This window comes from Aliiroseovarius sp. S1123, from assembly GCF_023015885.1.
GTDB lineage: Bacteria > Pseudomonadota > Alphaproteobacteria > Rhodobacterales > Rhodobacteraceae > Aliiroseovarius.
In genome coordinates this window covers 74,875-95,483 of sequence record NZ_JALKBE010000004.1, presented here as the reverse complement: position 1 = coordinate 95,483, position 20,609 = coordinate 74,875, and the positions used below count along the sequence as shown (strand labels likewise).

Here is a 20,609-nt window from a genome sequence, read left to right as displayed (position 1 = left end):
TCATTCCTTTTCCATGGTGCATTGCAGCGGATGCTGGTGTTCGCGTGCCAGCTGCATCACCTGAGTGACCTTGGTTTCGGCAATCTCGTACGAGAAGACGCCCGCCACGGCCAGCCCCTTCTTGTGCACGGTCAGCATCAGCTCGAACGCTTGCGAATGGTTCAGGCCGAAGAAACGCTCCAGCACCATGACGACAAATTCCATCGGGGTGAAATCGTCGTTCAACAGCAACACCTTGTACATCGGCGGGCGCTTGGTCTTGGGCTTGGTTGCAACCGCAAGGCCGGTGTCACCGTCATCATCGGGACGGCCCGAGGACAGAAGGGGGGATGTTGTCATGTCGACATCGCTCCGTGGGTTGCAGTCAAAGGCATCCGGGACACTCAATATAAGGCTTGCCCGTTGTTAGAAAAGGGGCTGGGCCATGTGCGTCCGGAACCGCTCATACAAAAAGAGGGCGAAAGTCTCAACATTTGGTTTCGCAGACCCGCCGGGATGCGGCAAATTCGCGGGTCGAGCAGCCAGGCGGAGCAGCAGCGCCTGCGCAGATCTAGTAAGTGCAATGGTCAGACTCTCAATATCTAGCGGTTGGCGGGGTGCCGTGGCGCTCAGGACACGCAAGCGGGCTAAGTAATTAAGCGGTTTCCCAAACGATTTCCGCGTGCTAGCCTGAAAAAAACAAATCAGCTGGGCAAAAAAAGATCCGGCGATTGAGGCAGAAAAGGTAACCGTCGTGATGACGCGTTTTAAGCAGTTGGCCCGTTTCGGGCTATTTCTCGCAGTTATTGGCTGTTTGGTGGCGCTTGCCCCCATGCGTGCACACGCCGCCCCCTATGCGGCGATGGTGATTGATGCGCGTACCGGCAAAGTGCTGCACGCCCGAAACGCAGACACCCGGTTGCATCCTGCATCCCTGACCAAAATGATGACGCTTTATGTGGCGTTTGAGGCGATCAAGCATGGCGAGATTTCGGCCGACACGGTCGTGACCATCTCGGCCAAGGCGGCTTCTGAGCCGCCGTCGAAGCTGGGGCTTCGTGCAGGCCAGAAGATCAAGCTGCGCTATCTGATCCGCGCTGCTGCCGTGAAATCCGCCAACGATGCCGCCACCGCAATCGGCGAGGCGATCTCGGGCTCGGAAGCCGCTTTTGCGCGTCGTATGAACCGCACTGCCAAGGCGCTGGGCATGACGCGTACGCATTTCAAGAACGCGCATGGGCTGACCGAAAGCGGTCACCTGTCCACCGCGCGGGATATGACCACGCTGGGCCGTCACATTTTTTATGACCACCCGGATTACTACAACCTGTTTTCGCGTCGCTCGACCGATGCTGGTGTGAAAGCGGTCAACAACACCAACCGTCGTTTTCTGAACAGCTATAAGGGTGCTGACGGCATCAAGACGGGCTATACCAATGCCGCCGGTTTTAACCTGGTAGCCTCGGCTGAACGTGGGCAAGAGCGGATCATCACGACCGTTTTCGGCGGGCGTTCAACCGCGTCGCGTAATGCCAAAGTGGCCGAGCTGATGGACCTTGGTTTCCGCCGCGCGCCCAGCCATGCCGCCGTTCGTAAACCTGCGCTACCTGTGTATGCGGGCAATGTCGGAGGGGACATCCCGGCCGAGCCTGGTGCCGCGGGCAAGACCATTCGCCTGATCACAGCCGTCAAACGCAGCCCACGCCCGGCACCCCGTCCCGGTGCGGCGCAAGAACCGGTCATCGACACCCAACTGGCGAGCCTGACCGACAGCATCAAAGACGCTGTGGTTGCGGTGACGGAAGACGCTTCGGTGCCGCCCGAGGCCGAGGCCGTCGCCTTGGCTCCGGCCATCGAAACGTCGCCGGTGCCGACGGCGATCCAACCTTTTGGTGGCGAAGCGACTGTCATCCCTGCGGCCATGTCGTCACCTCCGCCGCGTCCGGCAGCGATCATCCTGACCTCGCTTGAGACCACTGCGCAGCCCGCCCCCGCCGCGCCCGAGATCGTCACACGCATGTCTACCTCGGGTGGGCGGCATTATGCGATCAACGTGGGGGTTCTGGGGTCACGCTATCAGGCCGAACGCCGCCTGTTGAAAACCGCATTGCGTGAAATTGACACGCTGGATGAAGCCCTGCGCAAAGTGGTTAAGCGCTCGGACGGGTGGCATGCAAATTTCGTCAGCATGACACAAGAGCAAGCCGATCTGGCCTGCCGTCGCCTGAACGCCCGCAACACCCGGTGCAAGGTAATTGGGCCGTCCTAATCTGATCTACTGAGAAACAGCGTCGCTGGCCTTCATGTCGAAGGCCGCGGCCATCAGCGCGCGGGTGTAATCGGTCGCGGGCGCGTCAAAGATCTGGTCTGCGTCACCGCTTTCCACCACGTCGCCCGCCCGCATCACCAGTACCTTATGGCTTAGCGCACGCACGACGCGCAGGTCATGGCTGATGAACAGATAAGCCAACCCGTGCTTTTTCTGCAGACTGCGCAGAAGCTCGACGATCTGCACCTGTACGGTCATGTCCAGGGCCGAGGTCGGTTCGTCCAGCACCACTAGTTTCGGGCGCAGGATCATGGCGCGTGCAATGGCGATGCGCTGCCGTTGCCCGCCCGAGAATTCATGCGGATAGCGGTGCATGGTGTTGGGGTCGAGGCCCACTTCCTCCATGATTTCCGCCACCATCTCGCGCCGATTGCGGCCGGGTTCCAGCCCGTGCACCGATAGGCCCTCGGCGATGATTTCCTCGGCGGTCATGCGGGGGGACAGCGACCCATAGGGGTCTTGGAACACGATCTGCATGTCGCGGCGCAGGGGCTGCAGTTGGCGCGATTTCAGTCCTTGAATGCCGTCGCCCATGAAGACAATCGGCCCGTCCGAGCTGATCAGCCGCATGACGGCCAACGCCAGCGTGGTCTTGCCCGACCCGCTTTCGCCGACGATGCCGATGGTTTCACCTGCGCGCACGTTGAAGGTGGCGGCGTTCACGGCCTTGATGTGGCCAACGGTACGACGCATCAGGCCGCGTTGGATCGGAAACCAGATGCGCAGATCTTTGGCGGATGCGATTTCGGGTGCGTCTGCGGGGACCGGGTCGGGGCGGCCATGCGCCTCGGCCCCCAGCAGCATTTTCGTATAGTCGTGCTGCGGGTTCTCGAAGACCTCGGCGGTCGGGCCAGCCTCGACGATCTCGCCGTCTTTCATGACGCAGACGCGGTCCGCGATTTTGCGCACGATGCCAAGGTCGTGGGTGATGAACAGAAGACTCATCCCCTCGCTTTCCTTCAGATCCGCCAGCAGGTCGAGGATTTGGGCCTGAATGGTCACATCGAGCGCCGTAGTGGGTTCGTCCGCGATCAGAAGTTCTGGCCCGTTGGCCAGCGCCATTGCGATCATCACACGCTGACGCTGCCCGCCGGACAGCTGGTGCGGATAATGCGCCAGCCGCGTTTCCGCGTCACGTATGCCGACCTTGTCCAGAAGCTCCAGAATGCGGGTGCGCACGGCGTCCCCTGTCAGGCCTTGATGCAGCTGGATCGACTCTGCCATCTGCTTTTCGATGGTGTGGAGTGGGTTCAGGGATGTCATCGGCTCTTGGAAAATGAAGCTGATGTCGTTGCCGCGCACGTCGCGCAGGTCAGACTTGGACGCGCCGATCATCTCGCGTCCTTCATAGGTGATCGACCCGGTGACTTCAGCACTGTCCGGCAGAAGCGATACGGTCGACAGGGCAGACACGGATTTGCCCGATCCGCTTTCGCCGACCAGCGCGACAGTTTCGCCCTGCTCCACGTAAAAGCTGATCCCACGTACGGCCGGGTGGCTTTTTCCGTCCTGTCGGAAGCTGACGCTTAGGTTGTTGACGGTCAGAAGGCTCATTGGAAGGTCTTTCTTGGGTCAAACGCGTCCCGCACGCCTTCAAAGATGAAGACGAGCAGCGACAGAAGGATCGAGAAGGTCATGAAGGCCGTAAAGGCCAGCCACGGGGCTTGTAGGTTCTGTTTCGCCTGACGGGTCAGCTCGCCCAGTGATGGGGCCGAGGACGGAAGGCCGAAGCCAAGGAAGTCCAGCGTGGCGAGGGTCGAGATCGTGCCGGTGATGATGAAGGGCAGCATGGTCAGCGTGGCGACCATCGCGTTGGGCAGCACGTGGCGGAACATGATCACGCGGTTGGACACGCCAAGCGCGCGGGCGGCGCGGACGTATTCGAAATTGCGGGCGCGCAGGAATTCAGCCCGGACTACGCCCACCAAAGCGGGCCAGCCGAACAGCACCGTCACGAAGACCAGCAGCCAGAAGCTTCGCCCGAGGATCGCGAAGAGAATGATGATCACGTAAAGTGACGGGGTCGATGACCAAATTTCGAGGATCCTTTGGAAGATCAGGTCAATCCAGCCACCGAAATAGCCCTGAATGGCCCCTGCGGCGATCCCGATGACCGAGGTCAGGACCGTCACAACTATGGTGAAGAAGACTGACAGCCGGAAGCCATAGATCACACGGGCCAGTACGTCGCGCGCGGTGTCGTCTGTGCCCAGAAGATGCTGGGCGTCCGGCGCACTGGGGGCGGCGCCGTCGATGTCGTTGATGGTCGTATAGCTGTAGGGGATTGGCGGCCAGATCAGCCACCCTTTGCTGATCGGTTCACCCTCGACTGTGCCGGTCTTGGCTTCGGCAATCACGCCTTCGGGGTCGTCCCAGCAAGCCTCGCTTCCTTGGGCGATGATCAGGCATTGCACTTCGATGTCGCCATAGACGGCCTCGGTCCTGAAATCGCCTCCGAACGCGGTTTCCGGGTAGAATTTGAAGACGGGCGCATAGAAGCCGCCGTCATATCTCACCAAGATCGGTTTGTCGTTGGCCAGAAGCTCGGCGAACAGGGACAGGCCAAACAGGATCGTGAACAGGATCAGCGACCAGAAGGCGCGACCATTGCGGCGGAAGTTGCGCCAGCGGCGTTGGTTCAGGGGGGAAAGCGCCATGTTCAGACCTCGCGCCCTTCAAAGTCGATGCGGGGATCGACGAAGACATACATGAGGTCCGACAGGATGCCGATCAGCAGGCCCAGCAGGCCGAAGACGAAAAGCGTTCCGAAGATGACCGGATAGTCGCGGGCCAGCGCGGCCTCGTATCCCAGACGTCCAAGCCCATCGAGTGAGAAGAGGGTTTCGATAATCACCGAGCCGCCGAAGAACACGCCCAGAAAGACCGAAGGAAAACCGGCGATCACGATCAGCATCGCGTTGCGGAAGACATGACCGTAAAGCACGCGGTTTTCAGCCAGACCCTTGGCACGGGCGGTGACCACGTATTGCTTCTTGATCTCATCCAGAAAGCTGTTCTTGGTCAGAAGCGTCAGGGTCGCGAAACTGGCAATGGTCGAGGCGAGCACCGGCAGGGTGATGTGCCAGAAGTAGTCCACAACCTTGCCCCACAGTGACAGCTCTTCCCAGTTGTCCGAGGTCAGGCCGCGCAGCGGGAACCATTGCAGGTATGACCCGCCTGCAAACAGCACCAGCAGCAGGATCGCGAACAGGAAGCCGGGAATGGCGTAGGCCACGATGATCATGCCCGAGGTCCAAGTGTCGAATTTCGACCCGTCTCGCACCGCTTTCTGAATGCCCAGCGGGATCGAGATCATATAGGCAATCACCGTCGACCAAAGGCCCAGCGTGATCGACACCGGCATCTTTTCGGCCACCAGTTCAAAAACGCCGATCGAGCGGAAGTAGCTCTCGCCGAAATCCAGCCGCATATAGTTCCAGATCATCGAGAAGAAGCGCTCAAGCGGGGGCTTGTCGAAACCGAACTCTTTCTCGAGCTCGGCAATGAACTCGGCGGGCAGACCACGCGCACCCAAATAGCTTTCATCGCTGCTGGCCGCCTCGATCCCAGCGTCCCCGCCACCCGAGATCGTTTCGAACACGTCCCCGCCGCCTTCCATCTGGGCGATGATCTGTTCAATCGGACCCCCGGGCACGAATTGCGTCAGCGTGAAATTGATCACCATGATCCCGAACAGCGTCGGGATGATCAAAAGCAGTCTTCGCAGAATATAGGCGCCCATATGCGGTCCTTGGTTTGTGCTCGGTTATGCGGCGTGAGTTATTTCAACACGCCCGCCGCTTCCAACTTGGCGGCTTTGTCCGCGTCGTACCACCAGAAGGACAGTTCGCCCAGAGACAACGGCGGCAGGTTTTCCGGGTAGCCGAAGATGTCATAGAAGGCCACGGTGTGCTTGTTCTTATACCATTGCGGAATGGTAAAGCCGATATGGCGTAGCACGCGGTCCAGCGCGTTTGTGGTCGTGCGCAGCTGATCCAGCGATTCCGACTGCGCCACGATAGGCAGAAGGGCATCCACGGCGGGATCGCGCAGACGCATCAGGTTGCGCGAGCTGTCTTCGGCGGTTTTCGAGTGGAACCACTGCTCCAGCCCCGTGCCGGGCTCAAACCCCATGCCGATCGAGTGGGTCACAAGGTCGAAATCGCCCGAACGGGTGCGCTCGATATACTGCGGGATGTCCACACGGTCGAGTTTCGCATCCACGCCCAGCTGTTTCAGGTTCTCAACCAGAGGGTTGATCACGCGGTCGAAGGCCGGGCTGTAGGTGACAAAGGTCGCCGTCATGCGCTGGCCATTTTTTTCGAGGAACCCGCTTGATCCGATCTGCCACCCGGCATCTTCCAGCAGCTTGTTGGCCTGCCGATAGAATTTGCGCGAGGGCTGGTTTTCGTCGGCATCGTGGACCGGAGGCATCACGGCGTCGGCGGTCAGGATGCTTTCGGGCAGAAGTCCCTGATCGACCAACGGCTGAAGGATCTCGACCTCTCCTGCGCTGGGGGCACCTTTGGCACCCAGATCAATGCCGGGCCAGAAGCTGTCGACACGGCTGTAAAGGCCGCGGAACAGGGCCTCGTTAGACCACTCGAAGTTGAACATCAGGCGCAGGGCCTCGCGCACTTTGGGGTCCTGCCACGTGGGATTGTCCAGATTGAAGATGAAGCTTTGCGCGGTGCCGACCGATCCGTCAGCAAATTCGGCCTTGATCGCATGGCCGTTGCGCAGATTGGGGAAGTCATAATCCTCGGCCCAAATCTGCGAGGAATTCTCGGTGCGGAAGGTATAGGTGCCTGCTTTGAACCCTTCCATCGCGGCGGTGCCATCGGCAAAGTAGATCGCGGTAATCTCGTCGAAATTGTTCTGTCCGACCGACAGCGGATGGTTCTCGCCCCAATAGTTCGGGTCACGTTCGTAGGTCACGTGGCGGCCATAGTCGAAGCTGCCCAGCTTATAGGCGCCGGTCGCCATGAACGGCGCGTCCGAGCGTTCGTCCACGCGTGCGCCAGTTTCTTCGAACCACGCCTTCGACAGGGCCATGCTGCTGCCAGCAAAGCTGATCCGGTCGCGTTTCGGGGCGTCCTCGGTGAAGGTGTATTTGACTTGAAGCGGGCCGGTGACTTCGACGCCCGCAACGATCTCGGTGATGATGGCGCGGTATTCGGCGATGCCTTGTTCGACAAACAGGTTGTGGCTGAAGGCGATGTCCTCGGCCGTCATCTTGGTGCCGTCCCAGAAGGTCACATCGTCGCGCAGGTTGAAGATCACCCAAGACAGGTCGTCTGGATACTCCATCGTGGTGCACAGGAAGCAGTAGGTGCCATAGGGGTCGTCGGCGGTCGAGGTCAGGATGCTTTCATACCCGATCGTCGCCATCGAGGCCGTCGTCCCCTTGCGGGTGAACTGGTTGAAGCTGTCAAACGTACCCTGAGCCCAGATCGAGATTTCTCCGCCTTTCGGGGCGTTTGGGTTTACGTAATCCAGATGTTTGAAATCGGGGCCGTATTTCAGCTCGCCAAAATTCGAGTAGCCGTGGCTGACGGTGGTCTCGGCCTTGGCGGCCAATGGTGCCAGCGCCAGCAAGGCCCCCGCGGCCAGTCCGAACCCAAATGTCAGGGCGCGGGAGTCGGGTCGGGTCATCGTCTTGGTCTGTGCGTCGCGCATGGCGGTACCTCCGTTCATCCTCGGAATGTGTTGAACCGAGTAAAGAGCGCTGCCCGGTAACATTCAAGGCGCGAATTGGTGAGCTGGGTGTTAATCCGCCGTACGCCGCCCGAAACAGCGCAACGAAAAAGGCCGCCCGGAATCGGACGGCCTTTAAATTTCTTCACCGAAGGGGCGCTTAGCCGCCGATAGTGGCCAGATACGCAACCAGGTTGGCGCGATCGCTGTCTTTCTTCAGGCCCGAGAAGGTCATCTTGTTGCCCGGAGCGAAAGCTTTCGGGCTGGCCAGCCATGCGTCCAGCGCTTCGACAGTCCAAGCGTCGGCGCTCAGGCCAGCAAGTGCGTCCGAGTAGCCGAAGCCGGCAACGCCAGCGATCGGGCGGTCAACCAGACCGTACAGGTGCGGGCCGGTGCCGTTGGCGCCGTCTTCCAGCTTGTGGCAGGCTTTACACTTGCCCCAGACCTTTTCGCCTTTGGCGGGGTCAGCCGCAGCCACCAGTTCTGCGAAGGGAACTGCTTCTTCCGCTTCCGCGGCACCGTGGTCTTCGCTTTCAGTCGCGATGACAAATCCGGTAGAGGCGTGTGCTTCGCCCCCGTGGCCGCCGCTGCTGGTGTTGTACAGGGCGCTGCCGGCCCAGTTGCCCAGCAAGAATACCAAGAGCGTGCCAATCACGGCGGCGCTCGCTTTTGTAAAGGTCATTGTGTCGAACATGTCGCGATCCGTCTCATCCAAAGTCAGAAGCCTTCTAGCCGCTTCCCTTGTGTCTTTTCAAGCGATATGACGCCCAACTTATAGTCCTTTAACGCTAACCCGCAGGAAGGGTCCGCAAAATGACCAGCCGAATCGCCTTTCAAGGAGAGCCGGGCGCCTATTCCCACGAGGCATGTCAGGCCGCCAGACCGTATATGGAAGCCATGCCCTGCGAATCCTTTGACGAGGTGATCGCCGCGGTGCGTTCGGGCAAGGCGGATCAGGCCATGCTGCCGATCGAGAACACGACTTATGGCCGGGTTGCGGACATTCACCGGCTGCTGCCAGAAAGCGGGCTGCACATTCTGGACGAGGCCTTCGTGCGGGTTCGGATCAGTCTGATGGGCCTGCCAGGCGCCAAGATCGACGACATCAAGCTGGTGCGCGCCCATCCCGTGCTGCTGCCACAGTCGGCGAACTTCCTGAAAATGCACGGCATACGCGGTGTTGGTGCGGCAGACAGCGCTGGCGCAGCTGCGCATCTGGCAAAAACCAAGTCACCGGGCGAAGGCGTGCTTGCCTCGGCGCTGGCGGCCGAGATCTATGGGTTGGATTTGCTGGCCGAGGACGTCGAGGATCACGGCCACAACACCACGCGCTTTGTCATCATGGGCCGCGAACCCAATCTGGAGCGCCGCGGCGAGCATGGCATGATCACCACCTTCGTCTTCGAAGTGCGCAACATACCCGCCGCGCTGTACAAGGCGATGGGCGGGTTTGCGACCAACGGCGTGAACATGACCAAGCTTGAAAGCTATATGGTGGACGGATCGTTCAACGCGACGCGGTTTTATGCCGACATCGACGGTCACCCAGATGATCGAGGCGTTCAGCTGGCCCTGGAAGAGCTGGCCTATTTCACCTCAACGCTGGACATTCTGGGCGTTTACCCCCGCGATCCTGCACGCGACTAACGCAATTTACGGGCCTGTTTAGGCTCGATACCGCGCTTCGATCGTTGCGGCGTATTCAGCAACGCGTTTGCGGAAGCGGCGCAGCATCGTTGTGCGCGCCAGTTTCAGGGACTGAATCAACAGCCGTGCCGGAATGGTCTTGGGGCGCATGTCGACGCTCAGAGTCATGCGCGTGCGGGTGCGTGACAGGGCCATCAGCTCTACATCCACGTCCGCAGTCATGCCCGAGATCTTCGACCAGATGCGCAATTGGTTCGGGCGCTCAAACCCTTCAAGATTGATGTCGGCAACCCGCTGACGGCCACGATGGGCAAACTTGGCCTGCCAGCTCATGCCCTGACCAGGCTGGGTCAGCGTATCAACGCGACGGACCTCGGCCCCGCGACGCAACGCGGCAAGTTCGAAGCTTTCGAAATCGGTCACGGCGTCGAATACCTGATCGATTGTGGCCTCGATGTCTTCATGGGTCTTAATCTTCATCAGCCGCTCCTACCGTCTACGTCGCTCGTGAAAATGGGACTAGTCCAACCGATCTGCAAGCCAGTTCTGCATTAGAAAATGTGCAATTGCACCTTTTCTAGCGGGTTTGATCGCGGGATTGCGGCCGGCGAAAATGTCCAACATGTCCTCGCGCGTGACCCAAATCGCATCGGCCAGTTCTGCGGGATCCAATTTTATCTCGGTTGTTGTTGCATGCCCCCAGGTGCCGACCATCAAGGACGACGGATAGGGCCAGGGCTGCGACGCCAGATAACCAACCGGTCCGACGCGCACGCCTGATTCTTCGAAAACTTCACGCCGCGTAGCCGCTTCGATGGTTTCGCCGGGCTCGACGAAGCCTGCCAACAGGGAATACATGTCTTCAGGCCATCCGATCCCGCGCCCAACCAGAACCGAGTTGCCGTGGGTGATCAGCATGATCACGACGGGATCCGTGCGCGGGAAATGCGCGCGGCCACAGGCGTCACAATCGCGTTGCCAACCCGCCATAGCGACGCGTGTCTTCGCGCCGCAATTGGCGCAGAACCGGTGGATACGATGCCATTCAAGGATTGACCGCGCGGTGGCGGCGACCTCGGCTTCGTCCGGGGTCAGGCCCGCCATGGTCGCGCGCAGCTCGGCAAAGCCGAAATCGGCGGGCAGATCTGGATGCGTCTGAATGCTGCGATCCACGAACTGCGTTGCATCTGGTAGATCATCCTCGGGCTCCCAGCGCGAAACGTCCAACGCGAACAGTGGCACGTCAATCTGAAGACCAAGGTAGACCTGTGGGGCAGCTTTGAATTCGGCGGGAAGCGTGGTTTGGGTCAGATAGGCCAGATCCCAGCCGTCCCCTTCGGGTGTCAGCAGGATCTTCCCGCGCCACAGGGGCAACAGCTTCGCCGTCTGCGCCAAGGCCTCAAGCTTGTCCGGGTTTCCGCGGCTTTCGGCATCCCGGTTTAGGCTACCTGCTGCAAATGTGACCTGCTCAGCGATTTTCATGGGGGCGGTCCTGCGTTGGTTCAATCTGGCGCACGCTAACAGAGACGACCCGGCTGTCCAGTTTTGAATCTTGCCGTTATCGGGTCATTAAATTGACATTATGCAACATTAGCGAGAATTATGTCGACACAATCACCCAAGAGGTGAGTGGGGAAAGTGACCGGGGAAATGAATTGGTAAGGGGATGAGGCATTTCATTCAGAATCCAGTTGCGGATCAAGGGGTTCGCGTGCGCCTAAGGATCCTGGCCACAACCGATTTGCACATGAACATCCTGCCCTATGACTATCATGCGGACCGGTCTGTCAGCGGGTGGGGGCTGTCACGCACGGCACAGTTGATAGACAAGGCCCGCAGTGAAGCCGCAAATGTGATTTTGGTGGATAACGGGGATAGCCTTTATGGTTCGGCTCTGGGGGAACGCCAGCCCAATGCGGGCAACGATCCGGTGCATCCCATGATCCGCGCGCTGAACCACCTGAGCTATGATGCCATGAACCTTGGCAACCATGATTTCGACCAAGGACAGGAGGCAGTCTGTCGGGCCATTCGCGGGGCTGCCTTTCCTGTGCTAACGGCGAATGCCGAACTGCCAAAGGGCACGGGAATTGCCCCCTATGCTTTGCTGCGCAGGCAGGTTGAAGACGATCAGGGCGGTGTGCAGACGCTGACGATTGGCGTCATTGGCTTCCTGCCGCCGAACTCGTTACATCAGGCGCAGATCGGCACGACCGATATTCTAGATGCTGCACGTCGCTATGTTCCGCAGATGAAAGCGGAAGGCGCGGATGTGATCATCGCGCTGGCCCATAGCGGGTTGGGGGATAAGGCGCACAGCACGGATATGGAAAACGTGCTGCATCCGCTTTCATCCATTCCGGGGATCGACGCTTTGGTCGGAGGGCATACGCATCAGGCATTCCCCGCCGAGGAGGCCGAGGCTGACGGCCTTCTAAACGGAGTTCCCACGGTCATGCCGGGATTCTGGGGGTCCCATTTGGGGGTGATTGACCTGTCGCTGGTGCGCCGCGATGGGCAATGGAGTGTGTGTCATCGGTCCGCTGGCTTGCGGGCGGTGTCGGAAGATCTTTGCACGGATACGCCCAAGAAAAGCTCAATCGAGACGCTTTTTGAGGATCTCCACAACGCGACACGCGCGGCAATGCAGGCGCGAGTCGGGGAAACGGAGCGCCCGCTGAATAACTATTTTACGCTGGTGGGGGCGGACAGCGCCACGCGGTTGGTTCAGTACGCCATGCTGGACCATGCCCACCTGTGCAAAGATGCGCTGGGCCTGCCCGATCTACCGCTTCTGGCCGCCAGCGCGGCCTTCAAGTCGGGCGGCTTTGGTGGGCCGGATTACTATACGGCCCTGAGTGCGGGAACGATGACGCTACGATCGCTGGCGGATCTCTATATGTTCCCCAACAGCTTTGCGCTGGTGCAGGTGACGGGTGCGTTCCTGCGCAACTGGCTGGAGCGGTCTTGCAGCATCTTTAATCAGGTTTTGCCGGGGCAAACAGAGGTGCAACTGAAAGATGACGGCGTGCCGGGTTACATTCACGAGAGCATCTTGGGACTGACCTATCAGGTCGATCTGTCCCAACCGGCGCGGTTTACGCCTGCGGGGATCCAGCGTGCGGCGGAGGGGGGGCGCATCAGGTCGCTGTGCCACGATGGGCGCGCTGTTCGGGATGACGACCAGTTTTTGTTGGCCACGACGGATTACCGCGTATTGGGTGGGGGGAACTATCCGCTTCCTGCTCCTGAAGACATTTTTCCTGTCGTCCCGATCGAGATTCGCGAGCTTCTGACCGACTATGTTGCCAATCAGGACCGCATCGCGCTTGATGCGACACCGATCTGGAAGTTCCAGCCGATTGAGGGCGCATCGGTCTGGTTTCGATCCTCGCCACAGGGGCGCGAGGTTGCCCAAGAGTACCCGTGGTTGAGGTTGAACGAACTGACCGCGCGTGATGCGCGTGGATTTACCTGCTACGAGCTGCCGCTCTGAGGCTTGCATCCCTCAACGCAGCCTCATATATGAGGGGCGAGAGGTTGGCGCGGGTAGGCGCCTCGCCAATCTGGTCAGGTCCGGAAGGAAGCAGCCACAACGAGCCCCGTCTGGGTCGTGTTCAGCCTCTCACCTAGCATCAAATCCTGCGGATTTGATGCCCCGACAGGGGAAACGTGTTTCGCCGAGAGGGACAATGAATTTCCCGACGCACGAAACGCTGTTTCACAATGTCGGACCAAGGCCCGCGCGGCGATCCCCTACATTCGCCCGCAATTGAACGGAGGGATTTTATGAGTGTCGTCACCGCCTTTCAGGCAGGTTGTCGCCCGTCGGAGTGATCCGGCCCTGCCTGAAACCGTACACCCTACGCCGCGCCTGCGCGATGGGTGATCCTTTGTGCTAAATCAGGCAGATCAATGACATTGACACTTATGGACCTTGGATGGTCCGCATCCTTCGAACAGGCGCGCGCCGAACACCCGGACACGCTGACCCCCTACCGACTGACCGAAATCCACCGCGCGCAGATGAATGCACTGGGCGAGGGTGGCGCCGTAATCCTGACCACGCCGAAATTCTCGGCAGGCGAGTTGGCGGTGGGCGATTGGGTTTTGGCGGATCCCGAAATGCGCATACAGGAAATCCTCGATCGTCGCTCGTTGTTGCAACGGCGCGGCGCGGGGACAGATGCACATGTGCAGCTGATCGCAGCGAACGTGGATACGCTGTTCATCGTCACCTCGTGCAACGACGACTTCAACGTCGCGCGGTTGGAACGGTTTCTGGCCTTGGCGCACGAGGCCGGATGCTATCCGGTTCTGGTGTTGACCAAGGCCGACCTTTGCGATGACCCGCGCGAATACGAGCGCGAGGCGCAGGTATTGGACCCGATGCTGACGATCCTGACGGTGAATGCCCGTGACCCCGAAAGTGCGGCTGCGGTCGCGGCGTGGTGCAAAGCGCCGCAAACCGCCGCCTTCATCGGATCGTCTGGTGTAGGGAAGACAACGCTGACCAACGCGCTGACGGGCGGGGACGCCGCCACCGGCGCGATCCGCGAAGATGACGCCAAGGGCCGTCACGTGACCACGGCACGCTCGATGCGGCCGATGTTGCAGGGCGGGTGGATCATTGACATGCCGGGCATGCGTGCGCTGCGTTTGATCGACACGCGCGAGGGCATCGACAACGTGTTCGACGATCTGGCCGAGCTGGAAACGCAGTGCCGTTTTACAGACTGCGCTCACGAAACCGAGCCGGGCTGTGCTGTTCAGGCTGCGATTGCAGCGGGGGATCTGGATCTGGAGCGTCTGGATCGCTGGCTGAAGTTGCGCAAGGGCGAGAAGAAGAACTCGGAAACCGTGGCGCAGTCGCGATCGCGGGAAAAGAAGTTCTCGAAGATGGTGAAAGGTGTCGTGAAGGGCACGAAGCACCGCAAGGGTCGGTAGCTCGCTTCGCGAGCCTGAGGGGCGTTGCCCCCTGCGAAAGCCCCGCGGGCTTTCGCATTCCCCCAGGATATTTTGACAAGAAAAAGAGCTATAGCTGGTTGGCCCAGTCCTTCTGCGCGTCGGTTTCGACCGCGCAAGGGCGGGCGGCGCGCAGGCGTGCCAGTGCCGCGACTGGCTCTTCCCCGGTTTCGCAGAGGATGCGTAGGAGCAACATGCCGGACCGCCCACAGCCGCCTTTGCAATGGGCCAGTACTTTTCCGCCTTGGGCGAGGATGCGGTGGGCGGTGGGGGATATGACGTCCCAGCCGGCGATGATTTTGGTTGTCGGGGCGCCGAAATCCTGAATGGGTAGGTGATGCCAGATGACGCCTGCTTGTGTCAGGTCGTGGCCCAGATCTGAGGCACCAAAGCTGTCCATCTCGCGCGTGGTGGTCATGGTCAGCACCATGTCGGGCGACCACTCAAGCAATGTCTCAAGGTCTTCGCGATAGTCTCCGCTGCGGCCGGGCAGGGGACAGATGCCAAGGGTGCCATTGCCCGCAGGCAGTTGTGCGATGGGGAAAAGCGGTTCCATGCGCTTGGCGTAGCATGTGGAATGACATCCGCCAATTGGCTTTCGGTGGACGGCGCGGCTTTGGCCGCATAGTCTGGCCCGGATACGAATCCGGCCCGAAGGCATTCCATGACCGACACGCAATCTGACGCCCCAGCCTATCAGGTTCTGGCGCGCAAATATCGCCCTGAAACCTTCGCCGATCTTGTCGGGCAAGAGGCGATGGTGCGCACGCTGAAAAACGCGTTCGAGGCGGACCGGATTGCGCAAGCTTTCGTGATGACCGGCATTCGTGGGGTCGGCAAAACCACCACGGCACGGATCATTGCCAAGGGGATGAACTGCATCGGCCCAGACGGGCAGGGTGGTCCGACGGTCGAACCCTGTGGCGAGTGCGAGCATTGTGTTGCGATTGCCGAAGGGCGGCACGTGGATGTGATGGAGATGGACGCGGCATCACGCACAGGTGTGGGCGATATTCGCGAGATCATTGAAAGCGTGCATTACCGGGCGGCTTCGGCGCGCTACAAGATCTACATCATCGATGAGGTGCACATGCTGTCGACCAGTGCGTTCAACGCGCTGCTCAAGACGCTTGAGGAACCGCCCGCGCATGTGAAATTCATCTTTGCGACGACTGAAATTCGCAAGGTTCCGGTGACGGTCCTGTCCCGCTGCCAGCGCTTTGACCTGCGCCGGATTGAACCCGAAGACATGCTGGCCATGTTGCGCCGGATCGCCGATGCCGAGAAGGCCGAGATTGCGGATGATGCGCTGGCGCTGATCACGCGAGCCGCTGAAGGGTCTGCCCGTGATGCGCAGTCGCTGTTGGATCAGGCGATCTCCCACGGGGCCGGTGAAACCACCGCAGATCAGGTGCGCGCGATGCTGGGCCTGGCCGACCGTGGGCGCGTTCTGGATCTGTTTGACATGATCCTGAAAGGCGACGCGGCGGGTGCGCTGACCGAGCTTGGCGCGCAATATGCGGACGGGGCTGACCCGATGGCGGTGCTGCGCGATTTGGCCGAGGTCTCGCACTGGGTCAGCGTCATCAAAATCACACCGGAAGCGGTCGAGGATCCGACGGTCTCGCCAGACGAACGCACGCGCGGGCAGCAGATGGCGCAGGCCTTGCCGATGCGCGTCCTTGCCCGTATGTGGCAGATGCTTCTGACCTCGATCGAGGAAGTCGGGCGTGCGCCCAATGCGATGATGGCGGCCGAGATGGCCGTGATCCGTCTGACCCATGTGGCCGACCTGCCGTCGCCCGAAGAACTGGTACGCAAGTTGAAGGATAGCCCTACGCCGCCTGCAGGGCCGGGTGGTGGTGGCGGCATGCCATCAGGGAATGGCGCGCCAATGGGAGCGCCCGCCATGTCGACGCAATCTATGCCCTCGGGGCCGGGGGGAGGGGCGACTGCCTTGGCTGTTGCCGCGGATGCCGAAACCTCTCTGGCCCGTTATGCGCGGTTCGAGGATGTGGTTGAGTTGATCCGCACCAACCGCGATGTGAAGCTGTTGGTCGAGGTTGAAGGCGGAGTGCGTTTGGCCGCATACCAACCAGGCCGGATTGAATTTACCCCGTCTGACAACGCCCCCCAGGATCTGGCCGCGCGTCTGGCGCAGCGTCTGCATGGCTGGACAGGTGTGCGCTGGGGCGTGACGCTGGTGAATGGCTGCGAGGCGCCGACCATCACAGAAACCCGCGATGGCGAGAAGCTGGCGTTAGAGGAAGAGGCCAAGGCGCATCCCTTGGTGCAGGCCGTGATCGCCGCCTTTCCCAAGGCGCGCATCACCGAAATCCGATCTGCTGAGGATATGGTTCAGGAAGCTGCCGAAGAAGGTCTGGCCGAGGTCGAAGACGAATGGGATCCGTTCGAGGAAGACTAGGCTCTGCCTTGTAACCGGTGCCTGCGCCTCGTATCTAAAACTCAAGTGAATTGACAGGAGCATCACATGTTCAAAGGACTGGGCGGCCTCGGCGATATGGCCGGGATGATGAAAAAAGCACAGGAAATGCAGGCCAAGATGGCCGAGCTTCAGGAAAACCTCGAAACCATGACCGTCGTGGGCGAAAGCGGCGCAGGGCTGGTCAAGGCGACCGCCACGGCCAAGGGCGTTCTGACCGGTCTGGACATTGATCCCACCATCTTCAATCCGGATGAAAAAGAAGTGGTCGAAGATCTGATCTTGGCCGCGATCAAGGATGCGCAGGCCAAAGCTGCACAGCGTTCGGAAAGCGAAATGTCGCGCCTGACGGAAGAGCTGGGCCTGCCCAAAGACATGAACCTGCCGTTCTAAATGTCAGAAGCACCGCGCGATATCGAGAACCTGATCGAGCTGATGGCGAAGCTGCCGGGGCTGGGTCCGCGTTCGGCCCGTCGGGCGGTGCTATACCTGATCCGTAAACGCGCGCTGGTGCTGACGCCCTTGGCGGATGCGATGCAGGCGGTGGCGGAAACCGCGCGGGAATGTGTGACCTGCGGCAATGTTTCGACCTCGGATCGCTGCGACATCTGCGTGTCCGAAAAACGCTCAACGGGCGAGATCTGCGTGGTCGAAGATGTGGCCGATTTGTGGGCGATGGAGCGCGCGGGTCTGTTCAAGGGCCGTTATCATGTGCTGGGCGGAACGCTGTCCGCGCTGGATGCGGTCGGCCCCGAAGATCTGGGCATTCCGCGTCTGGTGCAGCGGGTCGTTGATGACAATATCAGCGAGGTCATCTTGGCCCTGAACGCCACTGTCGATGGCCAGACCACCGCGCACTATATCGCGGACGAACTTGAAGGTCGCTGCGTGGTGTCTTCGCTGGCGCAAGGCGTCCCTATCGGGGGCGAGCTTGATTATCTGGACGAGGGTACGATCTCGGCGGCTCTATCCGCGCGCAAGCGGATGTAAGGCACGGATTAGAACTGATCCAGCAGACGTTCCAAATAATCGCGTTCCAATTGCGGGCGGTCTGACTCGCCCGAGCGTTTTCGCAATTCCTGCATCAATTCTTCAGCCCGGCGATAGGTCTCGTCCGTGTCCCCCAAAGGACTGTCGGTCGAGGCCGCGCCGCCGCGTCCCGACGCGCTACGCCCCAACGGATCCTGATCCGAGTCCTGATTGCTTTCGCCCGGGTTTTCACCTTGCTGGCCGTTTTCGCGGGCTTGTTGATTTGCCATCGCCTGATCAAACTGGCGCAGACCTTCGCGCATGGCTTCCATTGCGTCGGCCTGCTGGTTCAGCGCCTCGGGGATGTCGCCCTGATCAAGCGCATCGGCGGCCTGACCCATCGCGCGGCCAGCCTCGTCCAGCGCGTCACGTGCGGCCTGTCCCGCAGGATCGCCGGCCCCGGGCAAGTTGCGGCGTTGGGCATCTAATTCGTTTTGTAAGGCACGTTGCTGGTCCGCAAGGCTGGTGCCGGGGTCGCCGCCGCGGCCTTGGCTGTCTTGTCCCTCTTGCGCGCCGCCTTCGCCATTCTGGCCCTGTTCGCCGCCAGAGCCTTCGTGGCTCTGCCCACGTCCCTGACCGCCATCGCGCCCTTCATTCTCTTGGCTTTCACCGGCAGTGGATCCTTGCCCCTGTTCCTGAAGATCGCGGAAGGCCCGGTCTGACAAGCCCTGCTGCTGGCGCATGGTCTCGCGCAGCTCGTCTCGCGCCGCTTCGCCGGGGCGCTGGCTTTCTCCGCCGCGCTGGGCCTGCATGTTCTCCATCATCCGGCGCATTTGATCGAGCAGCTCCATCGCTTCATCGGTGCGGCCTTCGCGCATCAGCTCTTCGATCCGGTCCATCATCGCGTCCAGATCGGATTGGCTTAGCTCGATCGCATTGTCAGGCTGTGGCGCGTTCGGGTCGCCTTCCGGGGCTTGCTGCGCCAGTTGGTCCATATAATCGCGCATCGCCTCGCGGTATTCGTCCATCAGCTCGGCCAACTCTTCCGGCGTGGCCCCGTCGCGCATGGCCTGTTCCAGACGCCGCTGCGCCTCTTCCATGCGGGCGCGGGCGTCGTCCAACTGACCGTCTTCCAATTCGACCGCCACATCCCACAGGACCTGCGCCACCTCGTCCCGCAGATCGCCGGGGACACCATCGGCCACATCGGTAAACGCCAGACCCGCCTCAAGCCGCCGGATCGCTCCGCGCAGTTGCAGATAGATGCCTTCGGGCAGGGACAGGTCTTCGGGGTGGAACAGCGTCGCACGCAGCACTTGCGCGACGCGACGGGCATTGGCGCGGTTCCACAATAGGTCTCGACGTTGCTCGATCAGCGCCTTGGCCATCGGGTTCAGGAAACGGCGGGCGGGCAGGATCATCGGGTAGGGCTGGCTGTCGCCTTCCTGACCCACCCCGTCCTGCGCAACGAATGTGAGTGTGACGGGCAGACCGGCATAGGGGTGTTCGACCAGATTTTCCTGAAGCGCGCCTTCGATCAATTTGCGCGCCCCGCGATAGGGCAGGGGGAGGTCCACCGCCACCTCGGGCCGAGGCTCCGGGTCGATGGTCAGCCCATGCGCGCGTGTGACATCGGCCAGCGACAGGGTGATGATTACGGCGCCACCGGTGACGCCGTAATCGTCGGTGGCGACAAAGCCGAGCGCAAAATTTCCGTTCAGTTGCCGGGTCAGCGGCCCAATCGGGCGGATGGTAGGGGGCGTGTCCTGAAGTGCGGTCAGCGTCCAACTGCGCGCCTTTGGCCCGTCGACAGACAGCGTGCCGCTGCGCGTGATCCGCTGGCTGAGGCTTGGGGCAGCACCGACATCTGTGTCCAGAACCGATCCTTGGAAGGTAAGGGCCTTTGGATCGCCGTACCGGCGCAGGGTCAGGCGGCTGCCCTTCTGGATCGACAAGGCGCCATCAGGTTGATCGTCAAGATACAGGCTGGGTAGGCCAATATAGGGCGGCGGTTCGATCCAGCCTTCCCAACTGGCGGCCACTTGCGCTGCCGCGCCGGGCGTACCCGTGGGCACCGTGCTGTTCCACGGGCCAAAGGCAATCGCCATGATCGCTCCGGTCGCCGCAATCAGCCGCAACGCATAGGGGTCTTTCCGCGCAACCCGCAAATCAGGCCGGGCCGCCTGCACATTGTCCAACCGCGCCAGCATCCGGTCCTGATGCGCCAGCCACAACTGGGCCGAGGCGGCGTCATCCACGCCGGTTGCCTGATCATCCTGAAGCGCGGCAATCGGGTGGCCCGTCAGGCTGTCATCAAGACGTCGAATGGCGTGCCCGGATGTGGGCCAGACAAAGCGGCGCGCGGCGAGTGTAAGGAATACCAGCGCGGCGACAGCAAGCACCATAGGCACCGCCCAGCCCCGCAAACCACCGAAACCCGCCAGCGCAATCGCGGTTAGACCCACGGTCGCAAGCGGCCATCCAACCTGCCAGATCCGCTCCAAAACCATCCCGCCCCTTGTCAATGCCAAGGGCCAACGAAGGCGCTTTTGCACCTTCTGGGGAAGGTCGGGCCGGGTC

Annotated in this window: 17 protein-coding genes and 1 other RNA gene; 8 read left to right on the top strand and 10 right to left on the bottom strand. The window is 61.0% G+C overall.

Features of this window, described 5'->3' with window-relative positions:
- A complete protein-coding gene (gene clpS, locus MWU53_RS09360; protein ID WP_247092685.1) occupies positions 1-339 on the bottom strand; it encodes an ATP-dependent Clp protease adapter ClpS in 339 nt (112 codons plus the stop codon).
- Positions 340-736: 397 nt separating this feature from the next.
- Here clpS and MWU53_RS09355 point away from each other — a divergent pair, with 397 nt between their 5' ends.
- Positions 737-2,248 carry a D-alanyl-D-alanine carboxypeptidase family protein gene (locus MWU53_RS09355; RefSeq protein ID WP_247092684.1) on the top strand — a complete coding sequence of 504 codons (1,512 nt, stop codon included), beginning with the start codon at positions 737-739 and terminating at the stop codon, positions 2,246-2,248.
- A gap of 6 nt (positions 2,249-2,254) precedes the next feature.
- Here MWU53_RS09355 and MWU53_RS09350 read toward each other — a convergent pair whose 3' ends face one another.
- From MWU53_RS09350 to MWU53_RS09330, 5 genes are all read right to left on the bottom strand, one after another.
- On the bottom strand, positions 2,255-3,862 hold the full coding sequence (locus tag MWU53_RS09350; protein WP_247092683.1) for an ABC transporter ATP-binding protein: 1,608 nt from the start codon (positions 3,860-3,862) through the stop codon (positions 2,255-2,257).
- Positions 3,859-4,965, bottom strand: coding sequence for an ABC transporter permease (locus MWU53_RS09345; protein ID WP_247092681.1), 1,107 nt, complete (start codon positions 4,963-4,965; stop codon positions 3,859-3,861). Before MWU53_RS09345 ends, MWU53_RS09350 begins: the two co-directional genes overlap by 4 nt.
- A 2-nt stretch (positions 4,966-4,967) precedes the next feature.
- On the bottom strand, positions 4,968-6,050 hold the full coding sequence (gene yejB, locus MWU53_RS09340) for a microcin C ABC transporter permease YejB (protein ID WP_247092679.1): 1,083 nt from the start codon (positions 6,048-6,050) through the stop codon (positions 4,968-4,970).
- A 38-nt stretch (positions 6,051-6,088) separates the two neighbouring features.
- A complete protein-coding gene (locus tag MWU53_RS09335) occupies positions 6,089-7,987 on the bottom strand; it encodes an extracellular solute-binding protein (protein WP_247092677.1) in 1,899 nt (632 codons plus the stop codon).
- A 178-nt stretch (positions 7,988-8,165) separates the two neighbouring features.
- Entirely contained in the window at positions 8,166-8,699 is a 534-nt protein-coding gene (locus MWU53_RS09330) for a cytochrome c family protein (protein WP_247092674.1), read from the bottom strand.
- Positions 8,700-8,818: 119 nt separating this feature from the next.
- Between MWU53_RS09330 and MWU53_RS09325 the strand changes: the two genes are divergently transcribed.
- A complete protein-coding gene (locus MWU53_RS09325) occupies positions 8,819-9,652 on the top strand; it encodes a prephenate dehydratase (protein WP_247092672.1) in 834 nt (277 codons plus the stop codon).
- A gap of 18 nt (positions 9,653-9,670) precedes the next feature.
- Here the strand turns inward: MWU53_RS09325 and MWU53_RS09320 are convergent, their stop codons facing one another.
- Together MWU53_RS09320 and nudC are read right to left on the bottom strand one after the other, a co-directional pair.
- Complete coding sequence (locus MWU53_RS09320; RefSeq protein WP_247092670.1) at positions 9,671-10,132, bottom strand: SRPBCC family protein; 462 nt, start codon at positions 10,130-10,132, stop codon at positions 9,671-9,673.
- Positions 10,133-10,171: 39 nt separating this feature from the next.
- On the bottom strand, positions 10,172-11,134 hold the full coding sequence (nudC, locus tag MWU53_RS09315; protein WP_247092668.1) for an NAD(+) diphosphatase: 963 nt from the start codon (positions 11,132-11,134) through the stop codon (positions 10,172-10,174).
- Positions 11,135-11,363: 229 nt separating this feature from the next.
- On the opposite strand from nudC, the gene MWU53_RS09310 reads away from it, so the two are divergent.
- The 3 genes from MWU53_RS09310 (at position 11,364) to rsgA (ending at position 14,599) form a co-directional block, all read left to right on the top strand.
- The gene (locus MWU53_RS09310) at positions 11,364-13,148 is read left to right on the top strand and encodes a bifunctional 2',3'-cyclic-nucleotide 2'-phosphodiesterase/3'-nucleotidase (RefSeq protein ID WP_247092666.1); all 1,785 of its coding nucleotides are present in this window, start codon (positions 11,364-11,366) and stop codon (positions 13,146-13,148) included.
- Positions 13,149-13,185: 37 nt separating this feature from the next.
- Positions 13,186-13,283, top strand: an RNA gene (ffs, locus tag MWU53_RS09305) — signal recognition particle sRNA small type.
- Between the two features lie 284 nt (positions 13,284-13,567).
- On the top strand, positions 13,568-14,599 hold the full coding sequence (rsgA, locus tag MWU53_RS09300) for a ribosome small subunit-dependent GTPase A (protein WP_247092664.1): 1,032 nt from the start codon (positions 13,568-13,570) through the stop codon (positions 14,597-14,599).
- An 88-nt stretch (positions 14,600-14,687) separates the two neighbouring features.
- Here rsgA and MWU53_RS09295 read toward each other — a convergent pair whose 3' ends face one another.
- Entirely contained in the window at positions 14,688-15,173 is a 486-nt protein-coding gene (locus MWU53_RS09295) for a protein phosphatase (protein ID WP_247092662.1), read from the bottom strand.
- Between the two features lie 108 nt (positions 15,174-15,281).
- On the opposite strand from MWU53_RS09295, the gene MWU53_RS09290 reads away from it, so the two are divergent.
- From MWU53_RS09290 to recR, 3 genes are all read left to right on the top strand, one after another.
- Positions 15,282-17,042 (top strand): DNA polymerase III subunit gamma/tau, encoded by a 1,761-nt coding sequence (locus MWU53_RS09290; protein WP_247092660.1) that lies wholly within the window; start codon positions 15,282-15,284, stop codon positions 17,040-17,042.
- Positions 17,043-17,108: 66 nt separating this feature from the next.
- A complete protein-coding gene (locus MWU53_RS09285) occupies positions 17,109-17,453 on the top strand; it encodes a YbaB/EbfC family nucleoid-associated protein (protein ID WP_133489112.1) in 345 nt (114 codons plus the stop codon).
- Entirely contained in the window at positions 17,454-18,050 is a 597-nt protein-coding gene (gene recR / locus MWU53_RS09280; RefSeq protein WP_247092658.1) for a recombination mediator RecR, read from the top strand.
- 8 nt (positions 18,051-18,058) lie between these two features.
- Here the strand turns inward: recR and MWU53_RS09275 are convergent, their stop codons facing one another.
- The gene (locus MWU53_RS09275) at positions 18,059-20,584 is read right to left on the bottom strand and encodes a DUF4175 domain-containing protein (protein ID WP_348647036.1); all 2,526 of its coding nucleotides are present in this window, start codon (positions 20,582-20,584) and stop codon (positions 18,059-18,061) included.
- Positions 20,585-20,609: the final 25 nt, after the last annotated feature.

Excerpts from the sequence above, each read along its gene's own strand:
- MWU53_RS09320 (WP_247092670.1), bottom strand. The coding sequence starts at position 10,132 with ATGAAGATTAAGACCCATGAAGACATCGAGGCCACAATCGATCAGGTA.
- MWU53_RS09290 (WP_247092660.1), top strand. The coding sequence starts at position 15,282 with ATGACCGACACGCAATCTGACGCCCCAGCCTATCAGGTTCTGGCGCGC.
- yejB (WP_247092679.1), bottom strand. The coding sequence starts at position 6,050 with ATGGGCGCCTATATTCTGCGAAGACTGCTTTTGATCATCCCGACGCTG.
- MWU53_RS09325 (WP_247092672.1), top strand. The coding sequence starts at position 8,819 with ATGACCAGCCGAATCGCCTTTCAAGGAGAGCCGGGCGCCTATTCCCAC.
- MWU53_RS09330 (WP_247092674.1), bottom strand. The coding sequence starts at position 8,699 with ATGTTCGACACAATGACCTTTACAAAAGCGAGCGCCGCCGTGATTGGC.
- MWU53_RS09350 (WP_247092683.1), bottom strand. The coding sequence starts at position 3,862 with ATGAGCCTTCTGACCGTCAACAACCTAAGCGTCAGCTTCCGACAGGAC.
- MWU53_RS09355 (WP_247092684.1), top strand. The coding sequence starts at position 737 with ATGACGCGTTTTAAGCAGTTGGCCCGTTTCGGGCTATTTCTCGCAGTT.
- clpS (WP_247092685.1), bottom strand. The coding sequence starts at position 339 with ATGACAACATCCCCCCTTCTGTCCTCGGGCCGTCCCGATGATGACGGT.
- MWU53_RS09335 (WP_247092677.1), bottom strand. The coding sequence starts at position 7,987 with ATGCGCGACGCACAGACCAAGACGATGACCCGACCCGACTCCCGCGCC.
- nudC (WP_247092668.1), bottom strand. The coding sequence starts at position 11,134 with ATGAAAATCGCTGAGCAGGTCACATTTGCAGCAGGTAGCCTAAACCGG.
- rsgA (WP_247092664.1), top strand. The coding sequence starts at position 13,568 with ATGACATTGACACTTATGGACCTTGGATGGTCCGCATCCTTCGAACAG.
- recR (WP_247092658.1), top strand. The coding sequence starts at position 17,454 with ATGTCAGAAGCACCGCGCGATATCGAGAACCTGATCGAGCTGATGGCG.
- MWU53_RS09295 (WP_247092662.1), bottom strand. The coding sequence starts at position 15,173 with ATGGAACCGCTTTTCCCCATCGCACAACTGCCTGCGGGCAATGGCACC.
- MWU53_RS09285 (WP_133489112.1), top strand. The coding sequence starts at position 17,109 with ATGTTCAAAGGACTGGGCGGCCTCGGCGATATGGCCGGGATGATGAAA.
- MWU53_RS09345 (WP_247092681.1), bottom strand. The coding sequence starts at position 4,965 with ATGGCGCTTTCCCCCCTGAACCAACGCCGCTGGCGCAACTTCCGCCGC.